Source organism: Kitasatospora sp. NPDC048715, from assembly GCF_043198905.1.
Lineage (GTDB): Bacteria > Actinomycetota > Actinomycetes > Streptomycetales > Streptomycetaceae > Kitasatospora > Kitasatospora lactacystinica.
Genome location: NZ_JBICVH010000016.1, coordinates 89028 through 107001, shown reverse-complemented (window position 1 = coordinate 107001; position 17974 = coordinate 89028). Strand labels below are relative to the sequence as shown.

The window sequence follows — 17974 nt, the reverse complement described above, 5'->3', positions numbered from 1 at the left end:
TCCCTCGCTCAGCGAAGCTTCGGGTCGAGGGCGTCGCGGACCGCGTCGCCCATCATGATGAAGGCCAGCACGGTGATGGAGAGCGCCGCGGCCGGGAAGAACATCACGTACGGCGCGGTCCGGATCACCTTCTGGGCGGAGGAGATGTCGATGCCCCAGGAGATGGTCGGCTCCTGAAGACCGATGCCGAGGAAGCTCAGCGTCGCCTCGGTCGCGATGTAGCCGCCGAGCGCGATGGTCGCCACCACGATCACCGGCGCGACCGCGTTCGGCAGGATGTGCCGGAGCATCAGCCGTCCGGTCCCGGCCCCGAGGGCCCGGCCCGCCGTCACGAAGTCGGACTGTTTGACGGTCAGCACCGCGCCGCGCATGACGCGGGCGATCTGGGTCCAGCCGAGGACGGCCAGGGCGACCACCACGGTCCACACCGTGCGGACGGTGAACGCGTTCAGCAGCACCAGGGCGCCGAGCAGCAGCGGGATGCCGAAGAAGATGTCGACGATCCGGGACACCACCGCGTCGACGACCCCGCCGTAGTACCCCGCGACCATGCCGGTCAGCCCGCCGAGCAGGGTGACCGCGGCGGTCACGAAGATGCCGACGGTGATCGAGGCCCGGGCGCCGTAGACCACCCGGGCGTAGATGGACCGGCCCTGGGCGTCGTAGCCGAACCAGCCGGCGCCGAAGAAGTCCGTCCAGTCCGGCCGCCGGAGGTAGTCGTGCACCAGGTCGGCCCGGCGCGGGTTGGCGTCGGTGAAGGCCCAGGGGAAGATCGCGACGAGCACCAGCAGCACGATCAGCACGACCGAGAGCAGGAAGATCGGCCGCCGGCGCAGGTCCCGCCAGGCGTCGCCCCAGAGGCTGCGGGCCTCCTCCCGCTTCTCCACGTCGGATTCGACCAGGGTCTCCTGCTCCACCGCCATGCCCTGCTCCCCCGCGTAGTCGAGACGGGAGACACCAGGTTTGGGATGTGGTTCGTAGGAGTCCTCGTCGTGGATGTCAGACATAGCGGATCCTCGGGTCCAGGACCGCGTAGAGCAGGTCGACGAGCAGGCTGGCGACCAGGTAGATGATCACCAGGACGGTCACGATGCCGACCACGGTCGGGCCTTCCTTCTGGTTGATCGCCCGGTACAGGACGTTGCCGATGCCCTGCACGTTGAAGATGCCCTCGGTGACGATCGCCCCGCCCATCAGCGCGCCGAGGTCGGTGCCGAGGAAGGTGACCACCGGGATGAGCGAGTTGCGCAGCAGGTGGCGGGAGATGATGGTCCGCCGGGGCAGGCCCTTGGCGGTCGCGGTCCGGATGTAGTCGGCCCGCAGGTTCTCGCCGATGGAGGTCCGGGTGAGCCGGGCGACGTACGCGAGCGAGAGCGAGCCGAGGACGACCGCCGGCAGGATCAGCTGGGAGAGGTCGTAGCTGTCCTGCACCGTCGGCGTGACCCAGCCCAGGTTGGTGGCGAACACGGTCTGCGCGATGTAGGCCAGCACGAAGACCGGGATCGAGATCACCACCAGGGTCAGGACGAGCACCAGGGTGTCCGCGATGCTGCCGCGCTTCAGCCCGGAGAGCACGCCGAAGGCGAGGCCCACGATCATCTCGAAGAGAAAGGCCATCAGCGCCAGCCGGATGGTGACCGGGAAGGCGTCCGCCATGATGTCGGAGACCGGGCGGCCGGTGAAGCTGGTTCCGAAGTCCCCCTGGAAGAGGTTCCCCATGTAGTGCAGGTACTGCTTCCAGAGCGGCTGGTCCAGGTAGTACGTGTGCTTGATGCTCGCGACCACCGACGGGTCCGCGGCCTTCTCGCCGAACAGCGCGACCACCGGGTCGCCCGGCAGCGTGTAGACCATCACGAAGATCAGCAGCGTGGTGCCGAAGAACACCGGGATCATCTGCAGCACCCGCCGCAGCACGTAACTGCCCATCCGAGCCTCCTTCCTGTGTGGCCGACCGGGCCGGGCCGGTCGGCCGGGAGACCGCGCCCCGCCATCCGTGCGGGGAGGGCGGGGCCGGTGCGCGGGGATCAGGGTCCGGGGATCAGCCCTTGACCTCGACCTGCGTCCAGGCCGGGTTGCCGAAGGAGTCGAACTTCACGTTCTGCACCTTGGTCGAGTAGCCCGAGTTGGTGCGGTAGTACCAGAGCGGGACGGCCGGCATGCCGCTCTGCAGCACCGCCTCGGCCTGCTGGTAGCCGGTCACCGTGTCGGCGACGCTGGCGGCCTCGTCGGCCTGGGTCGCCGCCTGGTCGAACTGCGGGCTGCTGTACCCGGTGTCGTTGGACGCGGCACCGGTGCGGTACACGTCGGCCAGGAAGTTGGCGTTCAGCGGGTAGTCCTGCACCCAGCCGGTGCGGAAGGCGCCGTTGAGCTGGTGCGCGGTGATGGCCTGGCGGGCGGTCTTGAAGTCGGGCTTCGGGTCGCCGAGGCAGTCGACGCCGGTGTTCTGCCGGATCGAGTTGCAGACCGCGTCGACCCACTCCTTGTGGCCGCCGTCCGCGTTGTAGGTGATCAGCACCTTGTTGCCGGGGACGCCGCCGCCCTGCTGGATCAGCTGCTTGGCCTTGGCGGGGTCGAAGTTGCAGAAGTCCCCGCAGGTGCCGGCCTTGTAGCCCTCGACGCCCTCCGCCACCCAGGCGCTGGCCGGCGCGCGGGAGCCCTGCAGCACCGTCTTGGTGATGGTCGCGCGGTCGATCGCCATCGACAGGCCCTGGCGCACCTGGGCCTTCTCCGGGGCGGCCCAGTCGGCCTGGTAGAGGGTGAAGCCGATGTTCTGGATGGCGCCCTGCGGCGCGTCCACCGCGCGGTCGCCGAGGTCGCTCTTGTACGTGGCCAGCGCGGACGGCGGCACCTGGTCCATCACGTCCAGGTTGTTGGACTGGAGGTCGGCGTAGGCGGCCTCGGAGGTGGTGTACATCTTGAAGACGACGCCGCCGTTCTTCGGCTTGTCCACGCCCTGGTAGTCCGGGAAGCTCTTGGTGACCACCTGGCTGTTGTGCGCCCAGCTGACGAACTGGTACGGGCCGTTGCCCACCGGCTTCTGCCCGTACCCGGCCGGGTCCTTGAAGAAGCCCTCGGGCAGCGGCGAGAAGGCGATGTAGCCGAGCTTGTACTCGAAGTACGAGACCTTGTGGTTCAGCTTGACGGTGAAGTGCAGGTCGTCGGTGACGGTCAGTCCGGACATCTTGTCCGAGGTCGGCTGGCCGGAGGCCGGGTGGACGTCCTGGTAGCCCTCGATGTCGGAGAACCAGGAGCTGTTGATCTGGTTGTTGGCGGGGTTGGCGCCCCAGTTCCAGGCGTCGACGAAGTTCTGGGCGTGCACCGGGGTGCCGTCGTGGAACTTCCAGCCGTCCTTCAGGGTGACGGTGAAGGTCAGCGAGTCACTGGTGTCGATCGTGTCGGCGACCTGCATCCGGATCTTGGCGGTGGCGGGGTCGTAGTCGACCAGCCCCTTGAAGAGGTTCTGGATGATGCGACCACCGCCGACCTCGTTCGCGTTGGCGGGCTGCAACGGGTTCTGCGGCTCGTTGCTCTGGTAGCTGAAGGTCTTGCTCGCGTCCGACGAGCCGCTGCCTCCTCCGCCGTTGCTGCTGCTGCACCCGGTGGCCACCAGGACCACGGACGTCGCGACGGCGAGGACCCAACGAGCACGGGCGGCTTCGGGCATGGAGGTCCCTCCTCAGGGTGTGTGTCGCATCACACCCCATGAGAAGCGCGCCCCGGCGACGGCGCGAGTCAGGTGCACCCGGACGGGTGCCGTGACCCAGGGCCGAGTTGACGCGGCGCCGGATCGCCGCAGCACCGGATCCACGCGGCGCCGGATCCACAGAATGCCGGAAGGGCCCGCGGCGCGAACGCCACGGGCCCTTCCTGGGACCAACGGGGGAATCAGGCCGCGGCCTGCTCCCGGACCTCGGGGAAGTGGCAGGCCGACTCGTGCGCGGCCGGGCCCTTCAGCAGCGAGGGGACCGCGAGCAGCGGGACCTCCTCGGAGCACCGCTCCTCCGCCTTCCAGCAGCGGGTGCGGAAGCGGCAGCCGGACGGCGGGTTGGCCGGCGAGGGGATGTCCCCGCTGAGCACGATCCGGTCGCGGGTCTCGCGCGCCGCCGGGTCCGGCACCGGCACCGCGGAGAGCAGCGCCTGGGTGTACGGGTGGGTGGCGTTCTCGTAGATCTCCTCGTCCGAGCCGATCTCGACCATCTTGCCCAGGTACATCACGCCGACGCGGTCGGAGATGTGCCGGACGATGGAGAGGTCGTGCGCGATGAACATGTAGGAGAGGCCGAACTCGCCCTGCAGCTGCTCCAGCAGGTTGATCACCTGCGCCTGGACGGACACGTCCAGCGCGGAGACCGGCTCGTCGCAGATGATGATCTCGGGCTTGAGCGCGAGGCCGCGGGCGATGCCGATGCGCTGGCGCTGGCCGCCGGAGAACTGGTGCGGGTACCGGTTGATGTACTCCGGGTTCAGACCCACGACGTCCAGCAGGTCCTGGACGGCCTTGCGGCGGTCGCCCTTGGGCGCCACCTCGGGGTGGATCTCGAACGGCTCGCCGATGATGTCGCCGACCGTCATGCGCGGGTTGAGCGAGGTGTACGGGTCCTGGAACACCATCTGGATGTTCCGGCGGACGGCCTTGAGGGCCGCCCCCTGGAGCGTGGAGATGTCCTCGCCCTTGAAGAGCACCTGGCCGGAGGTGGCCCGCTCCAGGTTCATCAGCACCTTGGCCAGCGTGGACTTGCCACAGCCGGACTCGCCGACGATCCCGAGCGTCTCGCCCTTCTTCAGCTCGAAGGAGATGCCGTCGACCGCCTTGACCGCGCCGACCTGCTTCTTCAAGAGGATGCCCTGGGTCAGCGGGTAGTGCTTGACCAGGTCCTTGACCTCCAGGATGTTCTCAGCCATGGAGGGTCTCCTTCCAGAGGTGGCACGCGCTGCGGCGGCCGGTGAGCTCCTTGCCGTCCTTGTCCGTCACGTGGTGCAGCGCCGGGGTCTCGGTGCGGCACAGGTCGGTGGCGACGTCGCAGCGGGGGTTGAACGCGCAGCCGGCCGGAACCTTGAGCAGGTTCGGGGGCAGGCCCTTGATCGCGTACAGCTCCTGGCCCTTCTGGTCCAGGCGCGGGATGGAGCGGAGCAGGCCCTTGGTGTACGGGTGCGCGGGGTTCGCGTACAGGTCGTGCACCGGGGCGGTCTCCACGATCCGGCCCGCGTACATCACGGCGATCTTGTCCGCGACGTCGGCGACCACGCCGAGGTCGTGGGTGATCAGGATCAGGCCCATGTTGTACTCGGCCTGGAGCTCGGCCAGCAGGTCCATCACCTGGGCCTGGACGGTGACGTCCAGGGCGGTGGTGGGCTCGTCCGCGATGATCAGGTCGGGCTGGAGGGCCAGCGCCATCGCGATCATGATGCGCTGGCGCATGCCGCCGGAGAACTGGTGCGGGTAGTCGTTCACCCGCTGGCGGGCGGCCGGGATGCGCACCCGGTCCATCAGCTCGATGGCCTTCTCCTTCGCCTCCTTCTTGGAGGCGCCCTGGTGCACGCGGAACATCTCGCCGAGCTGGTAGCCGACGCTGAGCACCGGGTTCAGCGCGGAGAGCGCGTCCTGGAAGATCATCGCGATCTTCCGGCCGCGGATCCGGCGCCGCTCCTCGCCGCTCATCGTGAGCATGTCCTGGCCGCGGTACAGGATCTGGCCCTGGGTCACCTTGCCCGGGGGCATGTCCAGGATGCCCATGATGGTCTGCGCCGTCACGGACTTGCCGGAGCCGGACTCGCCGAGCACGGCGAGGGTCTCGCCGGCCGCGACGGAGTAGTTGACGCCGTTCACTGCCTTGGCCACGCCGTCCCGGGTGTGGAACTCCACGTGGAGGTCCTTCACCTCCAGGAGAGGAGTGCCGACTTCGAGCCGGTCATTCTTCTGGTTGTTCTCGATCACGGTGGTCATCGGGTCGTCACCTCTTCTCTCAGCGGAGCTTCGGGTCGAGGGCGTCGCGCACCGCGTCGCCGAGCATGATGAACGCCAGCACGGTAAGGCTCAGCATTCCGGCGGGGAAGAACAGGGCGAACGGAGCCGTACGGATCACCTTCTGGGCCGAGCTGATGTCGATGCCCCAGGAGATGGTCGGGTCCTGGAGACCGATGCCGAGGAAGCTCAGCGTCGCCTCGGTGGCGATGTAGCCGCCGAGCGCGATGGTGGCGACGACGATCACCGGGGCGATCGCGTTCGGCAGGATGTGCTTGAACATGATCCGGCCGGTGCCGGCGCCGAGCGCCTTGGCCGCCGTCACGAAGTCGGCCTGCTTGACCGTGATCACCGAGCCGCGCATGACACGGGTCATCTGGGTCCAGCCCAGGGCGACCAGCGCGAAGACCACGCTCCAGACGGTGCGCGAGGTGAAGGCGTTCAGGACCACCAGCGAGCCGAGCAGCAGCGGGATGCCGAAGAAGATGTCGGTGATGCGGGAGATGATCGTGTCGACCCAGCCGCCGAAGTAGCCGGCCACCATGCCGGCGAGGCCGCCGAGGATGGTCACGCCCAGGGTGACGCAGATGCCGACCACGACCGAGGCGCGGGCGCCATAGATGATGCGGGCGTAGATGCTGCGGCCCTGGAGGTCGTAGCCGAACCAGTCCGCCTGGAAGAAGTGGCTGTAGTTCGGCTTCGACAGGTAGTGGTTGCGCAGGTCGCCGGCCCGCGGGTCCACCGAGGTGAACAGCCCGGGGGCGATGGCGATGACGATCAGCAGCAGGATCAGCAGCGCGGAGATCACGAAGATCGGCTTGCGACGCAGGTCGTGCCAGGCGTCCGAGCCGAGGCTGCGGGCCTTCTCCTGCTTCGGCGCCGGGGCGTCCGCCGCGCGCTGGGCCGGGATGTCCCCGGCGGTCTTCTTCTCGGTCAGGTCAGGCATAACGGATCCTCGGGTCCAGGACCGCGTAAAGCAGGTCGACGATCAGGCCGGCGGCCAGGTAGACGATCACGAGGAAGGCCACGAAGCCGGAGACGGTCGCGCCCTCCTTCATGTTGATCGCTTGGTAGAGCGCGTGGCCCACGCCCTGGACGTTGAAGATGCCTTCGGTCACGATCGCGCCGCCCATCAGGGCGCCGAGGTCGGTGCCGAGGAAGGTGACCACCGGGATCATCGAGTTGCGGAGCAGGTGGGTGCCGATCACCTTGCGCCGCGGCAGGCCCTTGGCCACCGCGGTGCGCACGTAGTCGGCCTTGATGTTCTCGGCTATGGAAGTACGGGTGAGGCGCGCGACGAAGGCCAGCGAGAGCGAGCCGAGCACCACGGCCGGCAGCACCAGCTGGGTGATGTCGTTGCTGTCCTGGACGGTCGGGGTGACCCACTTCAGGTTCTGCCCGAAGACCGTCTGGAAGATGAAGCCCAGCACCGGGACCGGGATCGAGATCAGCAGCAGGGTGAGGACCAGGGCTCCCCGGTCGAACAGCTTGCCGCGGCGCAGACCGGAGTACAGGCCGATGCCGATGCCCAGCACGATCTCGATCACGAACGCGAACAGCGCCAGCCGGACCGTGACCGGCAGTGCCTCGCTGATCTTGTCGATGACCGGGCGCTGGTCCAGACCGGTGCCGAAGTCACCGGTGAGCAGCTTGCCCATGTAGTCGAAGTACTGCTGGATCAGCGGCTTGTCGAAGCCCTGCTGGTGCTTGAGAGCGGCGAGCTGCACCGGGTCCGGTGCCTTGTCGCCCCACAGTGCTGCCACCGGGTCACCAGGCAGCAAGTGCACCATGAAAAAGATGAGTGCGGTCGTTCCGAGGAACACCGGGATCATCTGGAGCAGTCGCCTTGCGACAAAGCGCCCCATCGTGCCTCCATGTATGGCCCTGCCGAGCCCGTCAACTCGGCAAGAGAAAAGTCGGCGTGCCAACGGCCGGTGCCAGTCCTCGCCCTTGTGGGGATGGACGGGCACCGGCCGTTGTCACCGGGTCAGGCGGTGCCGACCGATTACTTCTTCTTCTTGACCTCGACGTCGGTGTAGACCGGGTCGCCGAAGGAGTTGAACTTCACGTTCTGGACGTTCTTGGAGTAGCCGGAGCTGGTCTTGTAGTACCAGAGCGGGATGGCCGGCATGTCCTTGGCCAGAACGGCCTCGGCCTGCTGGTAGAGCTCGGCGGTCTTCTCGACCGTGGTGGCGGCGTCCGCCTCCTTCGACAGCTTGTCGAACTCGGGGCTCGAGTAGCCACCGTCGTTGGCCGCGGCACCGGTGCCGTAGACGTCGCGCAGGAAGTTCGCGTTCAGCGGGTAGTCCTGCACCCAGCCGGTCCGCATCATGCTCTGGACCTGCTTGTTGGTGATGATGTCGCGCGAGGTCTTGAAGTCCGGCTTCGGGTCACCGAGGCACTCGACGCCGGTCGCCTGGCGGATGGAGTTGCAGACCGCGTCCACCCACTCCTTGTGGCCACCGTCGGAGTTGTACTGGATGAGGACCTTGCCGCCGGGGACGCCGCCGCCCTCGGTGATCAGCTGCTTGGCCTTCTCCGGGTTGTACTTGCAGGCGTCGCCGCAGGTGCCGGCCTTGTAGCCCATGACGCCGGGCGCCACGAACGAGTCGGCGGGCAGGCGGTTGCCGTTCAGCACGGTCTTGGTGATCGTCTCGCGGTCGATCGCCATCGAGAGGCCCTGACGGACCTTCTCCTTGCCCGCCTCGCTCCAGCCGCCCTGGTACAGCGCGAAGCCGATGTTCTGGATGGCGCCCTGCGGCTGGTCGACCGCGCGCTTGCCCAGGTCGTCCTTGTACTTCGGCAGGTCGGTCGGGTCGACCTGGTCCAGCACGTCCAGCGTGTCGGACATCAGGTCCTTGTACGCGGCCTCGCCGGCGGTGTAGTTGCGGAAGACGACACCGCCGTTCTTCGGCTTGTCGATGCCCGTGTACTTGTCGAACGCGGCCAGGGTGATGGCCTTGTTGTGCTCCCACGAGACGAACTTGTAGGGGCCGTTGCCGACCGGCTTCTGGCCGTAGCCGGCCGGGTCGGCGAAGAAGCCCTCGGGCAGCGGGAAGAAGGCCGAGTAGCCGAGCTTGTACGTGAAGTACGAGACCGGGCTGGTCAGTTCGATCGTGAAGTGGGTGTCGTCGACGATCTTCAGACCGGACATCTCGGTGGCGGTCGGGTCACCCTTCTCCGGGTGCACGGCGTCGTAGCCGACGATGTCCGAGAACCAGTCCGAGTTGATCTGGTTGTTCTTCGGGTTGGCCGACCAGTTCCAGGAGCTGACGAAGGACTTGGCGGTGACCGGGGTGCCGTCGTGGAAGGTCCAGCCGGACTTCAGCGTGACGGTGTAGTTCTTGGCGTCCGTGGTCTCGATCTTGTCGGCCACCTGGTTGCGCAGGGCACCGGTCGCGGGGTCGTAGTCGACGAGGCCCTTGAAGAGCTGCTTGACGATACGGCCGCCCTGGTTCTCCATGGCGTTCGCCGGCTGGAGCGGGCGCTGCGGCTCCGCGCTCTGGTAGCTGAAGCTGGCCCCGGGGTCGACCGCAGCGCTGTCGGAGCTACCCCCGGAGGAGTCGCTGCTGCTGCACGCAGTCGCAGCGAGGGCGACAGCAACAGCTGCGACAACCCACTTGGCCTGGCTCGCACCGCGCATCGGTGTGCCTCCTGAATTCGACGTTGCAACGAGGAGGGCACTGCGGAACGGTGATCACCGGGCCCGCTGTGCCGTCCGCGCTCGTGGTTTCGGCGCGCACCCCTGCGCGTTCACCCTTGACCCGAGCCTGACTGCACCCACTATCCGTCACGCACGGACACGAAAGTGACCAGTGACGATCTCAATTAGGTCACATGAACAGTCGGTAAGTTTCGAAAACCGGACATTTGAGACATAGCCAGACAGGCACCAAACGGACAGTCGTCACGGATGACGAACTGTCACGTCCGCTCAGCGGACACTCGGCGGTGATGAGCGCTATTCCGTGAATAGCGGCCCCGACAACTTGGAGTAGTTGAAAAAGTTCGCCCCCCTCTCCATGGGAAAGGGGGGCGAATCATTCCGGCCAATGGCCGTTCAGTGCGTCCGGATCACGCCTTCTTGGCGCGCGAGGCAGTGCGTCCGCGGTCCTTCTGGTCAAGGACGACCTTACGGATGCGAACCGTCTCCGGGGTCACCTCGATGCACTCGTCCTCGCGGCAGAACTCCAGCGACTGCTCCAGCGAGAGCTTGCGCGGCGGGACGATCGACTCCGCCACGTCGGCGTTCGCCGAGCGCATGTTGGTGAGCTTCTTCTCCTTGGTGATGTTCACGTCCATGTCGTCGGCACGCGAGTTCTCACCGACGATCATGCCCTCGTACACCTCGGTGCCCGGCTCGCAGAAGAGCACGCCGCGCTCCTGCAGGTTGGTCATCGCGAAGGCGGTGACCACGCCGGCCCGGTCGGCGACCAGCGAGCCGTTGTTGCGGGTGGTCAGGTTGCCGAACCACGGCTCGTGACCCTCGTGGATCGAGTGGGCGATGCCGGTGCCGCGGGTGTTGGTGAGGAACTCGGTGCGGAAGCCGATCAGGCCGCGGGACGGCACGACGAACTCCATCCGGACCCAGCCCGAACCGTGGTTGGACATGTTGTCCATCCGGCCCTTGCGGATGCCCATGAGCTGCGTGACCGCGCCCATGTGCTCCTCGGGCACGTCCACCGTGAGGCGCTCGACCGGCTCGTGGGTCTTGCCGTTGACCTCCTTGGTGACCACCTGCGGCTTGCCGACGGTCAGCTCGAAGCCCTCGCGACGCATGGTCTCGATCAGGATGGCCAGCGCCAGCTCACCGCGGCCCTGCACCTCCCAGGCGTCCGGACGCTCGGTGTCCAGGACGCGCAGCGAGACGTTACCGATCAGCTCGCGGTCCAGGCGGTCCTTCACCTGGCGGGCGGTGACCTTGCGGTCCACCTTGCCGGCGGCCTTGGCGTCCGCGCCCTTGCCGCTGCCACCACGGCCGACCAGCGGGGAGGTGTTGGTGCCGATGGTCATCGAGATGGCCGGCTCGTCCACCGTGATCAGCGGCAGCGCGATCGGGTTCTCCGGGTCGGCCAGGGTCTCGCCGATCATGATCTCGCCGATGCCGGCGACGGCGCAGATGTCACCGGGGCCCGCCACCTCGGCCGGCTTGCGGGTGAGCGCCTCGGTCATCAGCAGCTCGGAGATGCGGACGTTCTGGATCGAGCCGTCACGCTTGATCCAGGCCACGGTCTGGCCCTTGCGCAGCTCGCCCTGCTCGACGCGGAGCAGCGCGATGCGGCCGAGGAAGTTGTCGGCGTCCAGGTTGGTGACGTGGGCCTGGAGCGGCGCGGCCTCGTCGTAGCTGGGGGCCGGGACGTGCTCCAGCAGGGTGGAGAAGAACGGCTCCAGGCTGGTGCTGTCGGCCGGGACGGTGCCGTTCTCCGGCTTGGTCAGCGACGCGACGCCGTCACGGGCACAGGCGTAGACGATCGGGAACTCGATCTGGTCCTCGTCCGCGTCCAGGTCCAGGAACAGGTCGTAGGTCTCGTTGATGACCTCGTCGATCCGGGAGTCCGGACGGTCGGTCTTGTTGATGCAGAGGATGACGGGCAGGCGGGCCGTGAGCGCCTTGCGGAGCACGAAGCGGGTCTGCGGCAGCGGGCCTTCGGAGGCGTCGACCAGCAGGACGACCGCGTCCACCATCGACAGGCCGCGCTCGACCTCGCCACCGAAGTCGGCGTGGCCCGGGGTGTCGATGATGTTGATGGTGATCGGCGCGCCACCATCCTTGGGGTGGTACTTGACCGCGGTGTTCTTCGCGAGAATGGTGATGCCCTTCTCGCGCTCCAGGTCGTTGGAGTCCATCATCCGGTCATCGAGGTGCTGGTGGGCGGCGAAGGCGCCGGCCTGCTTGAGCATGGCGTCGACCAGCGTGGTCTTGCCGTGGTCGACGTGGGCGACGATGGCGACGTTACGGATGTCGTTGCGCGTGGGCATGCCTAGCGGATTCTCCCGGAATCGTGGGTTACGGCGCCCGGCCGCGAGACGCGCACTTGCGACCGCTTCGGTCGCCGCCACCCGTTCCGCCTGCTACTACCGGTCCACCCGCCGGGCATATCGACATGCCTCGGCTTCCTCCTATCGTACGGGGAAGCGCCCAGGTGAGCAGAAACGGGCAGGTCGCACGGGATCAAGATCACAGGTGGGTCACACACCCTTCACCCCGCGGCCCGCCTCCGACACTCTTCCGTTCGTGATCCAACACCTCCGGGCCTCGCTGCCCTGGCTGTTCCGTGCCGTCGGCGCCGTGCTCCTGTACCTGGCGGTCCTCCGCGACCTGCCGGGCCCGACCGCTCTCGGCTGCGTGATCGGCTTCCTGGTGGGCCAGGAGCCGCTGTCCGACCTCTGGTTCCTGCTCACCCACCGGCTCTGCGGCGGGTGGCTGTACAGCGCCTCGTACGGCAGGGGCCGGACCCTGTGGAGCGGCTCGGTCGCCGGAGTGCCCGTCGAACTGGGGCTGCGGCCGACGAGCGGATTCCTGTTCCCCTGGGGCCTGCTGCCGGTCCGCGCGCCCCGGCTGCGGCTGTGGCTCGTCTCGGTCGCACGGTTCGGAGTCCACGCGGGGCTCGGGGCCTGGCTGGCGGCCTCCGCCACGGAACTGCCCCGGGGCATCGGCCTCGGGCTGCTGTTCTCCCTCGCCATGACCGCGGTGACCTCCGCGACGAGCCCGGTCAACTCCCTCTGGGCCGTGTTCGTCATGCCCTTCCGGCCGGGATCCGTGACGATCGACGCCGAGTCGCCGAGCGCCGTCGAGGCCGAGCGGTTCCTGATCCGGGGCCGGATCTCCGAGGCGCGCCGCGAGCTGGGCAAGGGCACGCCCATGGTCCTCACCGCTGCCGGGATCGCGCTGGCCGAGGGCCGGCACGAGGAGGCCGAGCGGCTCGCCGACGAGGCCTTCGAGCGGGGCCACACGCCCGCCGACTCGACCGTGGCCTTCATCGCCGCCATGACCTTCGTGGGCCGCGTCGACGCCGGGGAGCACTCCCCCGCGCGGGCCGGAGCACTGCTGGAGCCGTATCTCGTCCGACTGGGCGTCCACGACCGGACGCTCGCCCGCGACTTCCTCCCGGCGGCCGAGCTCGCCCGGTTCCAGAACGATCCGCAGGCCGCCGTCCGCATGGCCCGCCGTCTGTCGAACAGGGTCGGCTCCCGCTTCCACCGGTCCCTGGCCTGCTGCTCCCTCGCCGCCGCCCTCATCGCGGCCGGGCGTCCGCAGGAGGCCCGCGAGGCACTCGCCCGGGCCCGCCGGGAGTGCCCCGAACTGGCCCGGATCGCCGATGTCGAACGCATGCTGGAGCCGGTGGAGGCGGCCCGGTGAGTGTCCCGATCGTCCTGGTGCGCGGCACCCGGGAGCTCTAGTCGAGCAGGCCCACGTCCTGGAAGCGCGGCCACCCGTAGCCGTACGCGCCCGCGCCGGCCACCCCGGTCCGGACCCCGACCAGCTCCGGCCGCTGGTAGAGCGGCACCGAGTGGCCGAGCTGCCAGATCCGTACGTCCGCCTCCTGGAGCAGGCCCAGCCGGGCCGCCGGGTCCGGTTCGGCGGCCGCCCGGTCGAACAGCCGGTCGATCTCCTCGGTACCGCTGCGGCCGAAGTTGCCACCCGGCTCGGGCACGCCGTCCAGGTCCGGCCGGGGCTTGGCGTAGACGGAACGCTGTTCGACCGCCGGGCTGGGGCCGGCCGGCCAGGAGAGGAGCGCGAGGTCGTAGTCCCCGGCCGCCAGGTGCTCCCCGACGAAGGACTCGGCGGGCGCGGGCACCCGCTGCACCGCGATCCCGGACTCCCCGAGCTCTGCGATGAGCGCGTCGGCGGTGCGCTCGGCGGTCGCCGAACCGGCCGGGACGAGCAGCGAGAGGGCGAGCGGCTTGCCGCCCTTGGCCCGGGTGCCCCCGCCGGCGGGCCGCATCCAGCCCGCCTCGTCGAGCAGCAGGCCCGGGTCCGCCGGACCGGCCGCGTCGCTGTTGTCCCGGTAGCCCTGCTGGTCGCCCGCGAACAGGTGGCTGCCCAGCGGGGCGGCGGGCAGGCCGAGCGGGGTGAGCGCGGCGTCGGCGATCCGCCGCCGGTCGACGGCCCGGGTGAGGGCGCGGCGCACCAGCGGGTCGGTCAGCGGGCCGCGCGCCGCGTTCAGGGTGAGCTGGGTGAGCGAGGCCGCGGCGGCCCGGTGCACGGTGACGCCGGGCAGCGATTCGGCCCGCCGCAGCGCCAGTGCCGCGGCCTCGGGCGCGGCCGCGGGCGGCGGCGCGGCGGAGGCGGAGGCGGACGCAGAGGCGGAAGGCTCGGGAGGGGCGGCCGGCGCCGCCCGGTCCACCGCCGCGGTGAGCGGGGCGATGTCCAGCCGCTCCTGGTCCAGCGCGTCCAGCCGCTGCTCGGGCCGCACGGCGAGGAAGTCGATCCGGTCGGCCTTCGGCGGATCGCCCCACCAGAGCGGGCTGCGCACCACGGTGACCGTCCCGCCCTCGGCGTCGTACCGGGAGAGGGTGTACGGGCCGGCGCTCGGCCGGCCGCCGTCGGCCGGCGGCCGGGTGGAGGCGTCCGGGCCGGCCGTCTCGGCGGCCGGGTAGAGCGGGCCGAACAGTGCGCGCCACTCCGCGTACGGCCGCCGGAAGGTCACCCGCACCTCGTACGGGTCGGCGCCCTGGGCGACCGAGTCGATGGCGTCGTACCCGGCCGCCTTCCCGGTCCGGCGGGCCGGGTCCGGGCCGGACAGCGCGATCCGCTGGGCGTCGAGGTCGGCGGCCGAGATCGGGGTGCCGTCGCTCCAGACGGCGCGCGGGTTGAGCCGGTAGGTCACCACCTGCGGCTGCTCCCCGGGCGGGGTGGAGTCGAAGCCCGCCAGGTAGTCGGGGTCGGGGACGAGCCGGCCGTGCTCGTCCGGCCGGAACAGCGAGGGGTACAGCGCGTGGGCGAGCAGCGCCGAGTCGGCGGTCGCCGCGCCCTGGTAGACGTTCAGCGTGGCCGGGACGCCGTCCACCGCCCAGCGCAGCGTGCCGCCGTCCCGGACGGCGGTGCGGTCGGCGGGCCCGACGTCCCCGGTGGTGGCGGTGGGATCGGCCGGGGCGGGCACGGGGGCGGGGGCCCGGGGGCCGGGGTCGTCGGAGCAGCCGCCGAGAGCGGCGGAGAGCAGCAGCGCGGCGGCTGCGGCGGTGAGCTGGCGGACGCGCATGGCGGCCATCGAACGCCGCCGCGGCCGCCCTGCCCATGCCGACACGGCGGGCCGCCGGGCGACTGCACCCGTCCGGCCCACCGGTGCGGGCTGCTACAGGGCCAGCTCGAACCAGACGATCTTGCCCTTGGGCGTGCGCCGGCTGCCCCAGCGCTCGGCCAGCAGGCTGACCAGCTGCAGGCCGCGCCCGCCCTCGTCGGTCTCCTGCGCGCGCCGCTGCCGGGGCTGCGCGTAGCCGTCGTCCCAGACCTCGCAGACCAGGCTGCGCTCGCGCAGCAGCCGCAGCCGGATCTCGCCCCGCCCGTGCTTGAGCGCGTTGGTGACCAGCTCGCTGACCAGCAGCTCGGTGGTGTCGACCAGCTCCTCCAGCCCCCGGGCGAGCAGCCAGCTGCAGGCCAGCTCCCGGGCCTTGGCCACCGAGGTGGGCTCGGGCGGCAGGAACCAGTTGCCGACGGCGTCGTCGGGGAAGGCGTGCACCTTGGCCATCAGCAGGGCGATGTCGTCCTCGCCGTGGTGCGGGTTGAGCTCCCCGAGCACGTGGTCGCAGAGGTCCTCCAGCCCCTTGCCCTCGTCGGAGAGCGCGGAGCGGAAGGCCCGCAGGCCCTCGTCCAGCTGGTGCTTGCGGCTCTCCACCAGGCCGTCGGTGTAGAGGCCGAAGACGGCGCCGTCCGGGAGGTCGATCTCGACCTCCTCGAAGGGCTCGCCGCCGACGCCGAGCGGCAGGCCGGGCGGTACGTCGAGCATCCGGGCGCCCTCGCCGGGGCTGAGCAGGACGGGCGGCAGGTGGCCGGCGTTGGCGATCCAGCAGCGCCGGCTGACGGCGTCGAAGACCGCGTAGACGCAGGTCGCCAGGTAGACCTCGCGGGCCTCCTCGTCGGCGGTCGAGGTGAGCCGGCCGTACGGGGTGGGCGGGCCGACCGGCACCGAGTCGTCGCCGAGGCCGCGGGCGATCTCGTCCAGGGCGGTGAGCACCTCGCCCGGCTCCAGGTCGAGCATGGCCAGGGTGCGGACGGCGGTGCGCAGTTGGCCCATGGCGACGGCGGCGCGCAGGCCGCGGCCCATCACGTCGCCGATGACCAGCGCGGTGCGGTTGCCGGGCAGCGGGATGACGTCGAACCAGTCGCCGCCGACCTCGGTGTTGTTGTTGCTGGGCAGGTAGCGGCAGGCGATCTCCAGGCCGCTGGCGGCCGGGTTGCCCGGGGGCAGCAGGCTGCGCTGGAGGATCAGCGCCCGCTCGTGCTCGCGCCGGTAGAGCCGGGCGTTGTCGATGCAGACGGCGGCGCGGGCGACGAGTTCCTCGGCGATCGCGACGTCGCGGGCGTCGAAGGGCTCGCTGCCGATCGCCCGGGAGAGCTGGACGAGGCCGAGCACCTGGTCGCGGGCGACCAGCGGGACGATCAGGGTGGAGCGCAGCAGCGGGTCGCGCCCGGGCTCGGGGACGACGCTGCGGCCGGTGCGCAGCGCCCGGGCGTGCGGGGAGCGGCGGGGGTAGCAGAGGGTGCCGCCGGCCTCGGCGATCGGCAGGCCGGTCACCGAGCCGAGCACCGAGGAGGCGCCGCCGACCACGCTGGACACGGCGACCCGGCGCAGTTCGCCGCTGCCGTCGGTGAGCACGGTGTCGCCGAGCCGGCCGGCGCTGGGCACGGTCTCGCCGGAGAGCAGCGCGGTGTAGAGGTCGACGGTGGCGAGGTCGCAGAACGGCGGGACGACGACGTCCAGCAGTTCCTTGGCGGTGGTCTCCAGGTCGAGCGTGGAGCCGATGTGCGCGCTGGCCTCGTTGAGCAGGGCCAGGTTGCGGCGCACGCCGTCGGCCTCGCGCTCGGCGACGTGCCGGCTGGTGACGTCGGAGACCTGCCCGGCGACGCCCATGGTCTGCCCGGCGGAACCGTTCAGGCGGTACAGCGAGACGGCCCAGAGCCGGTTGCCCTCGCGGGTCGGCACGGCACCGTGGAAGCGCAGGTCGAAGACGGGCTCGCCGGTGGCCAGGACCTTGCGCAGGGCGGCGGAGAGCCGGTCGGCCTCGGACGACGGGAAGAGGTCGTGCGGGGTGAGGCCCTCCAGGTCGGTGGGGACCAGGCCCATGCCGGAGGCGAAGGCGTCGTTGACCCGCTGCAGCCGCAGCCGGTCGTCGAACAGCACGAAGCCCGTGGGGGTCTGCCCGAAGACGGCCTCGGAGGCGGCCAGGTCGGTCTCGATCCGGCGCAGCCGTCCGAGGTCGACGGCCAGGCAGGTGGCGCCCGCGGTGGGCAGGGAGCTGTCGGGCATCAGGTAGAGCTCGGCGAGGCCCTCGCCGCCGTCGGCGTCCCGGTACGGGGTGGTGCCGACCCATTCCTCGCCCGCCAGGGTGCGCTCCAGCCGGGCCCGGCCGCGCTGCCAGAGCTCGCGGGGGACGAAGGTGGAGATCGGGTCGGCGCCGACGGCCTCGGCGGCCGGGACCCCGAAGAACTCGGCGGCGCGCTCGCTCCACTGGCTGATCCGCCCGTCGGGGCCGATCGCGAAGGTGGCGACCCGGATGTAGTCGTAGATCGAGCCGGGGTCGCCCGCGCCCCAGGGCCGGCCCTCGGCGACGGGGTGGTGGCCGCGGCCGGCGGGCGCGCCGTCCGGTACGGGCAGGTGCGAGGAGCCGGCCTGCCCGGGTACAGCGGCATGACCGCTGCTCCTCGGCGACACGCTCCGCGCCGGAGTGCTGTTCAACGGACCGACCCCTCCAACCCGCGACCGTCCGGATGTCGAGAAGACCGAGTATTCATCATCGAGGGGTACGTTCACACGCCCTCAACATCACAACATCAGATCGGGCGAAGGTTTT

At 70.2% G+C, this 17974-nt stretch carries 12 protein-coding genes; 1 reads left to right on the top strand and 11 read right to left on the bottom strand.

The genetic code is table 11. The features are described 5' to 3' along the window. Window positions 1-8: 8 nt before the first annotated feature. From ACGFSC_RS28020 to typA, 9 genes are all read right to left on the bottom strand, one after another. Window positions 9-923 (bottom strand): ABC transporter permease, encoded by a 915-nt coding sequence (locus ACGFSC_RS28020; RefSeq protein ID WP_359899595.1) that lies wholly within the window; start codon window positions 921-923, stop codon window positions 9-11. Between the two features lie 76 nt (window positions 924-999). Continuing rightward, window positions 1000-1926 carry an ABC transporter permease gene (locus ACGFSC_RS28015; RefSeq protein WP_359899569.1) on the bottom strand — a complete coding sequence of 309 codons (927 nt, stop codon included), beginning with the start codon at window positions 1924-1926 and terminating at the stop codon, window positions 1000-1002. Window positions 1927-2038: 112 nt separating this feature from the next. Further along, window positions 2039-3664 (bottom strand): ABC transporter substrate-binding protein, encoded by a 1626-nt coding sequence (locus tag ACGFSC_RS28010; RefSeq protein WP_359899567.1) that lies wholly within the window; start codon window positions 3662-3664, stop codon window positions 2039-2041. 221 nt (window positions 3665-3885) lie between these two features. Further along, the gene (locus ACGFSC_RS28005) at window positions 3886-4902 is read right to left on the bottom strand and encodes a dipeptide ABC transporter ATP-binding protein (RefSeq protein WP_359899565.1); all 1017 of its coding nucleotides are present in this window, start codon (window positions 4900-4902) and stop codon (window positions 3886-3888) included. Next, window positions 4895-5944, bottom strand: coding sequence for an ABC transporter ATP-binding protein (locus ACGFSC_RS28000; RefSeq protein WP_359899563.1), 1050 nt, complete (start codon window positions 5942-5944; stop codon window positions 4895-4897). The genes ACGFSC_RS28005 and ACGFSC_RS28000 overlap by 8 nt, the downstream gene beginning before the upstream one ends. Window positions 5945-5963: 19 nt before the next feature. Further along, window positions 5964-6908: an ABC transporter permease gene (locus ACGFSC_RS27995; protein ID WP_359899562.1), complete on the bottom strand. Its 945-nt coding sequence runs from the start codon at window positions 6906-6908 to the stop codon at window positions 5964-5966. Then, window positions 6901-7827, bottom strand: a complete 927-nt coding sequence (locus ACGFSC_RS27990; RefSeq protein WP_359899560.1) for an ABC transporter permease — start codon at window positions 7825-7827, stop codon at window positions 6901-6903. The genes ACGFSC_RS27995 and ACGFSC_RS27990 overlap by 8 nt, the downstream gene beginning before the upstream one ends. 140 nt (window positions 7828-7967) lie before the next feature. Then, window positions 7968-9605: an ABC transporter substrate-binding protein gene (locus ACGFSC_RS27985; RefSeq protein WP_359899558.1), complete on the bottom strand. Its 1638-nt coding sequence runs from the start codon at window positions 9603-9605 to the stop codon at window positions 7968-7970. 431 nt (window positions 9606-10036) lie between these two features. Continuing rightward, on the bottom strand, window positions 10037-11941 hold the full coding sequence (gene typA / locus ACGFSC_RS27980) for a translational GTPase TypA (protein ID WP_359899557.1): 1905 nt from the start codon (window positions 11939-11941) through the stop codon (window positions 10037-10039). Between the two features lie 256 nt (window positions 11942-12197). Between typA and ACGFSC_RS27975 the strand changes: the two genes are divergently transcribed. Further along, window positions 12198-13322 carry a hypothetical protein gene (locus tag ACGFSC_RS27975; protein ID WP_359899555.1) on the top strand — a complete coding sequence of 375 codons (1125 nt, stop codon included), beginning with the start codon at window positions 12198-12200 and terminating at the stop codon, window positions 13320-13322. A gap of 37 nt (window positions 13323-13359) precedes the next feature. Here ACGFSC_RS27975 and ACGFSC_RS27970 read toward each other — a convergent pair whose 3' ends face one another. Beyond that, complete coding sequence (locus ACGFSC_RS27970) at window positions 13360-15165, bottom strand: ABC transporter family substrate-binding protein (protein ID WP_359899553.1); 1806 nt, start codon at window positions 15163-15165, stop codon at window positions 13360-13362. Between the two features lie 93 nt (window positions 15166-15258). Then, window positions 15259-17859: a SpoIIE family protein phosphatase gene (locus ACGFSC_RS27965; RefSeq protein ID WP_380350085.1), complete on the bottom strand. Its 2601-nt coding sequence runs from the start codon at window positions 17857-17859 to the stop codon at window positions 15259-15261. Window positions 17860-17974 lie beyond the last annotated feature (115 nt).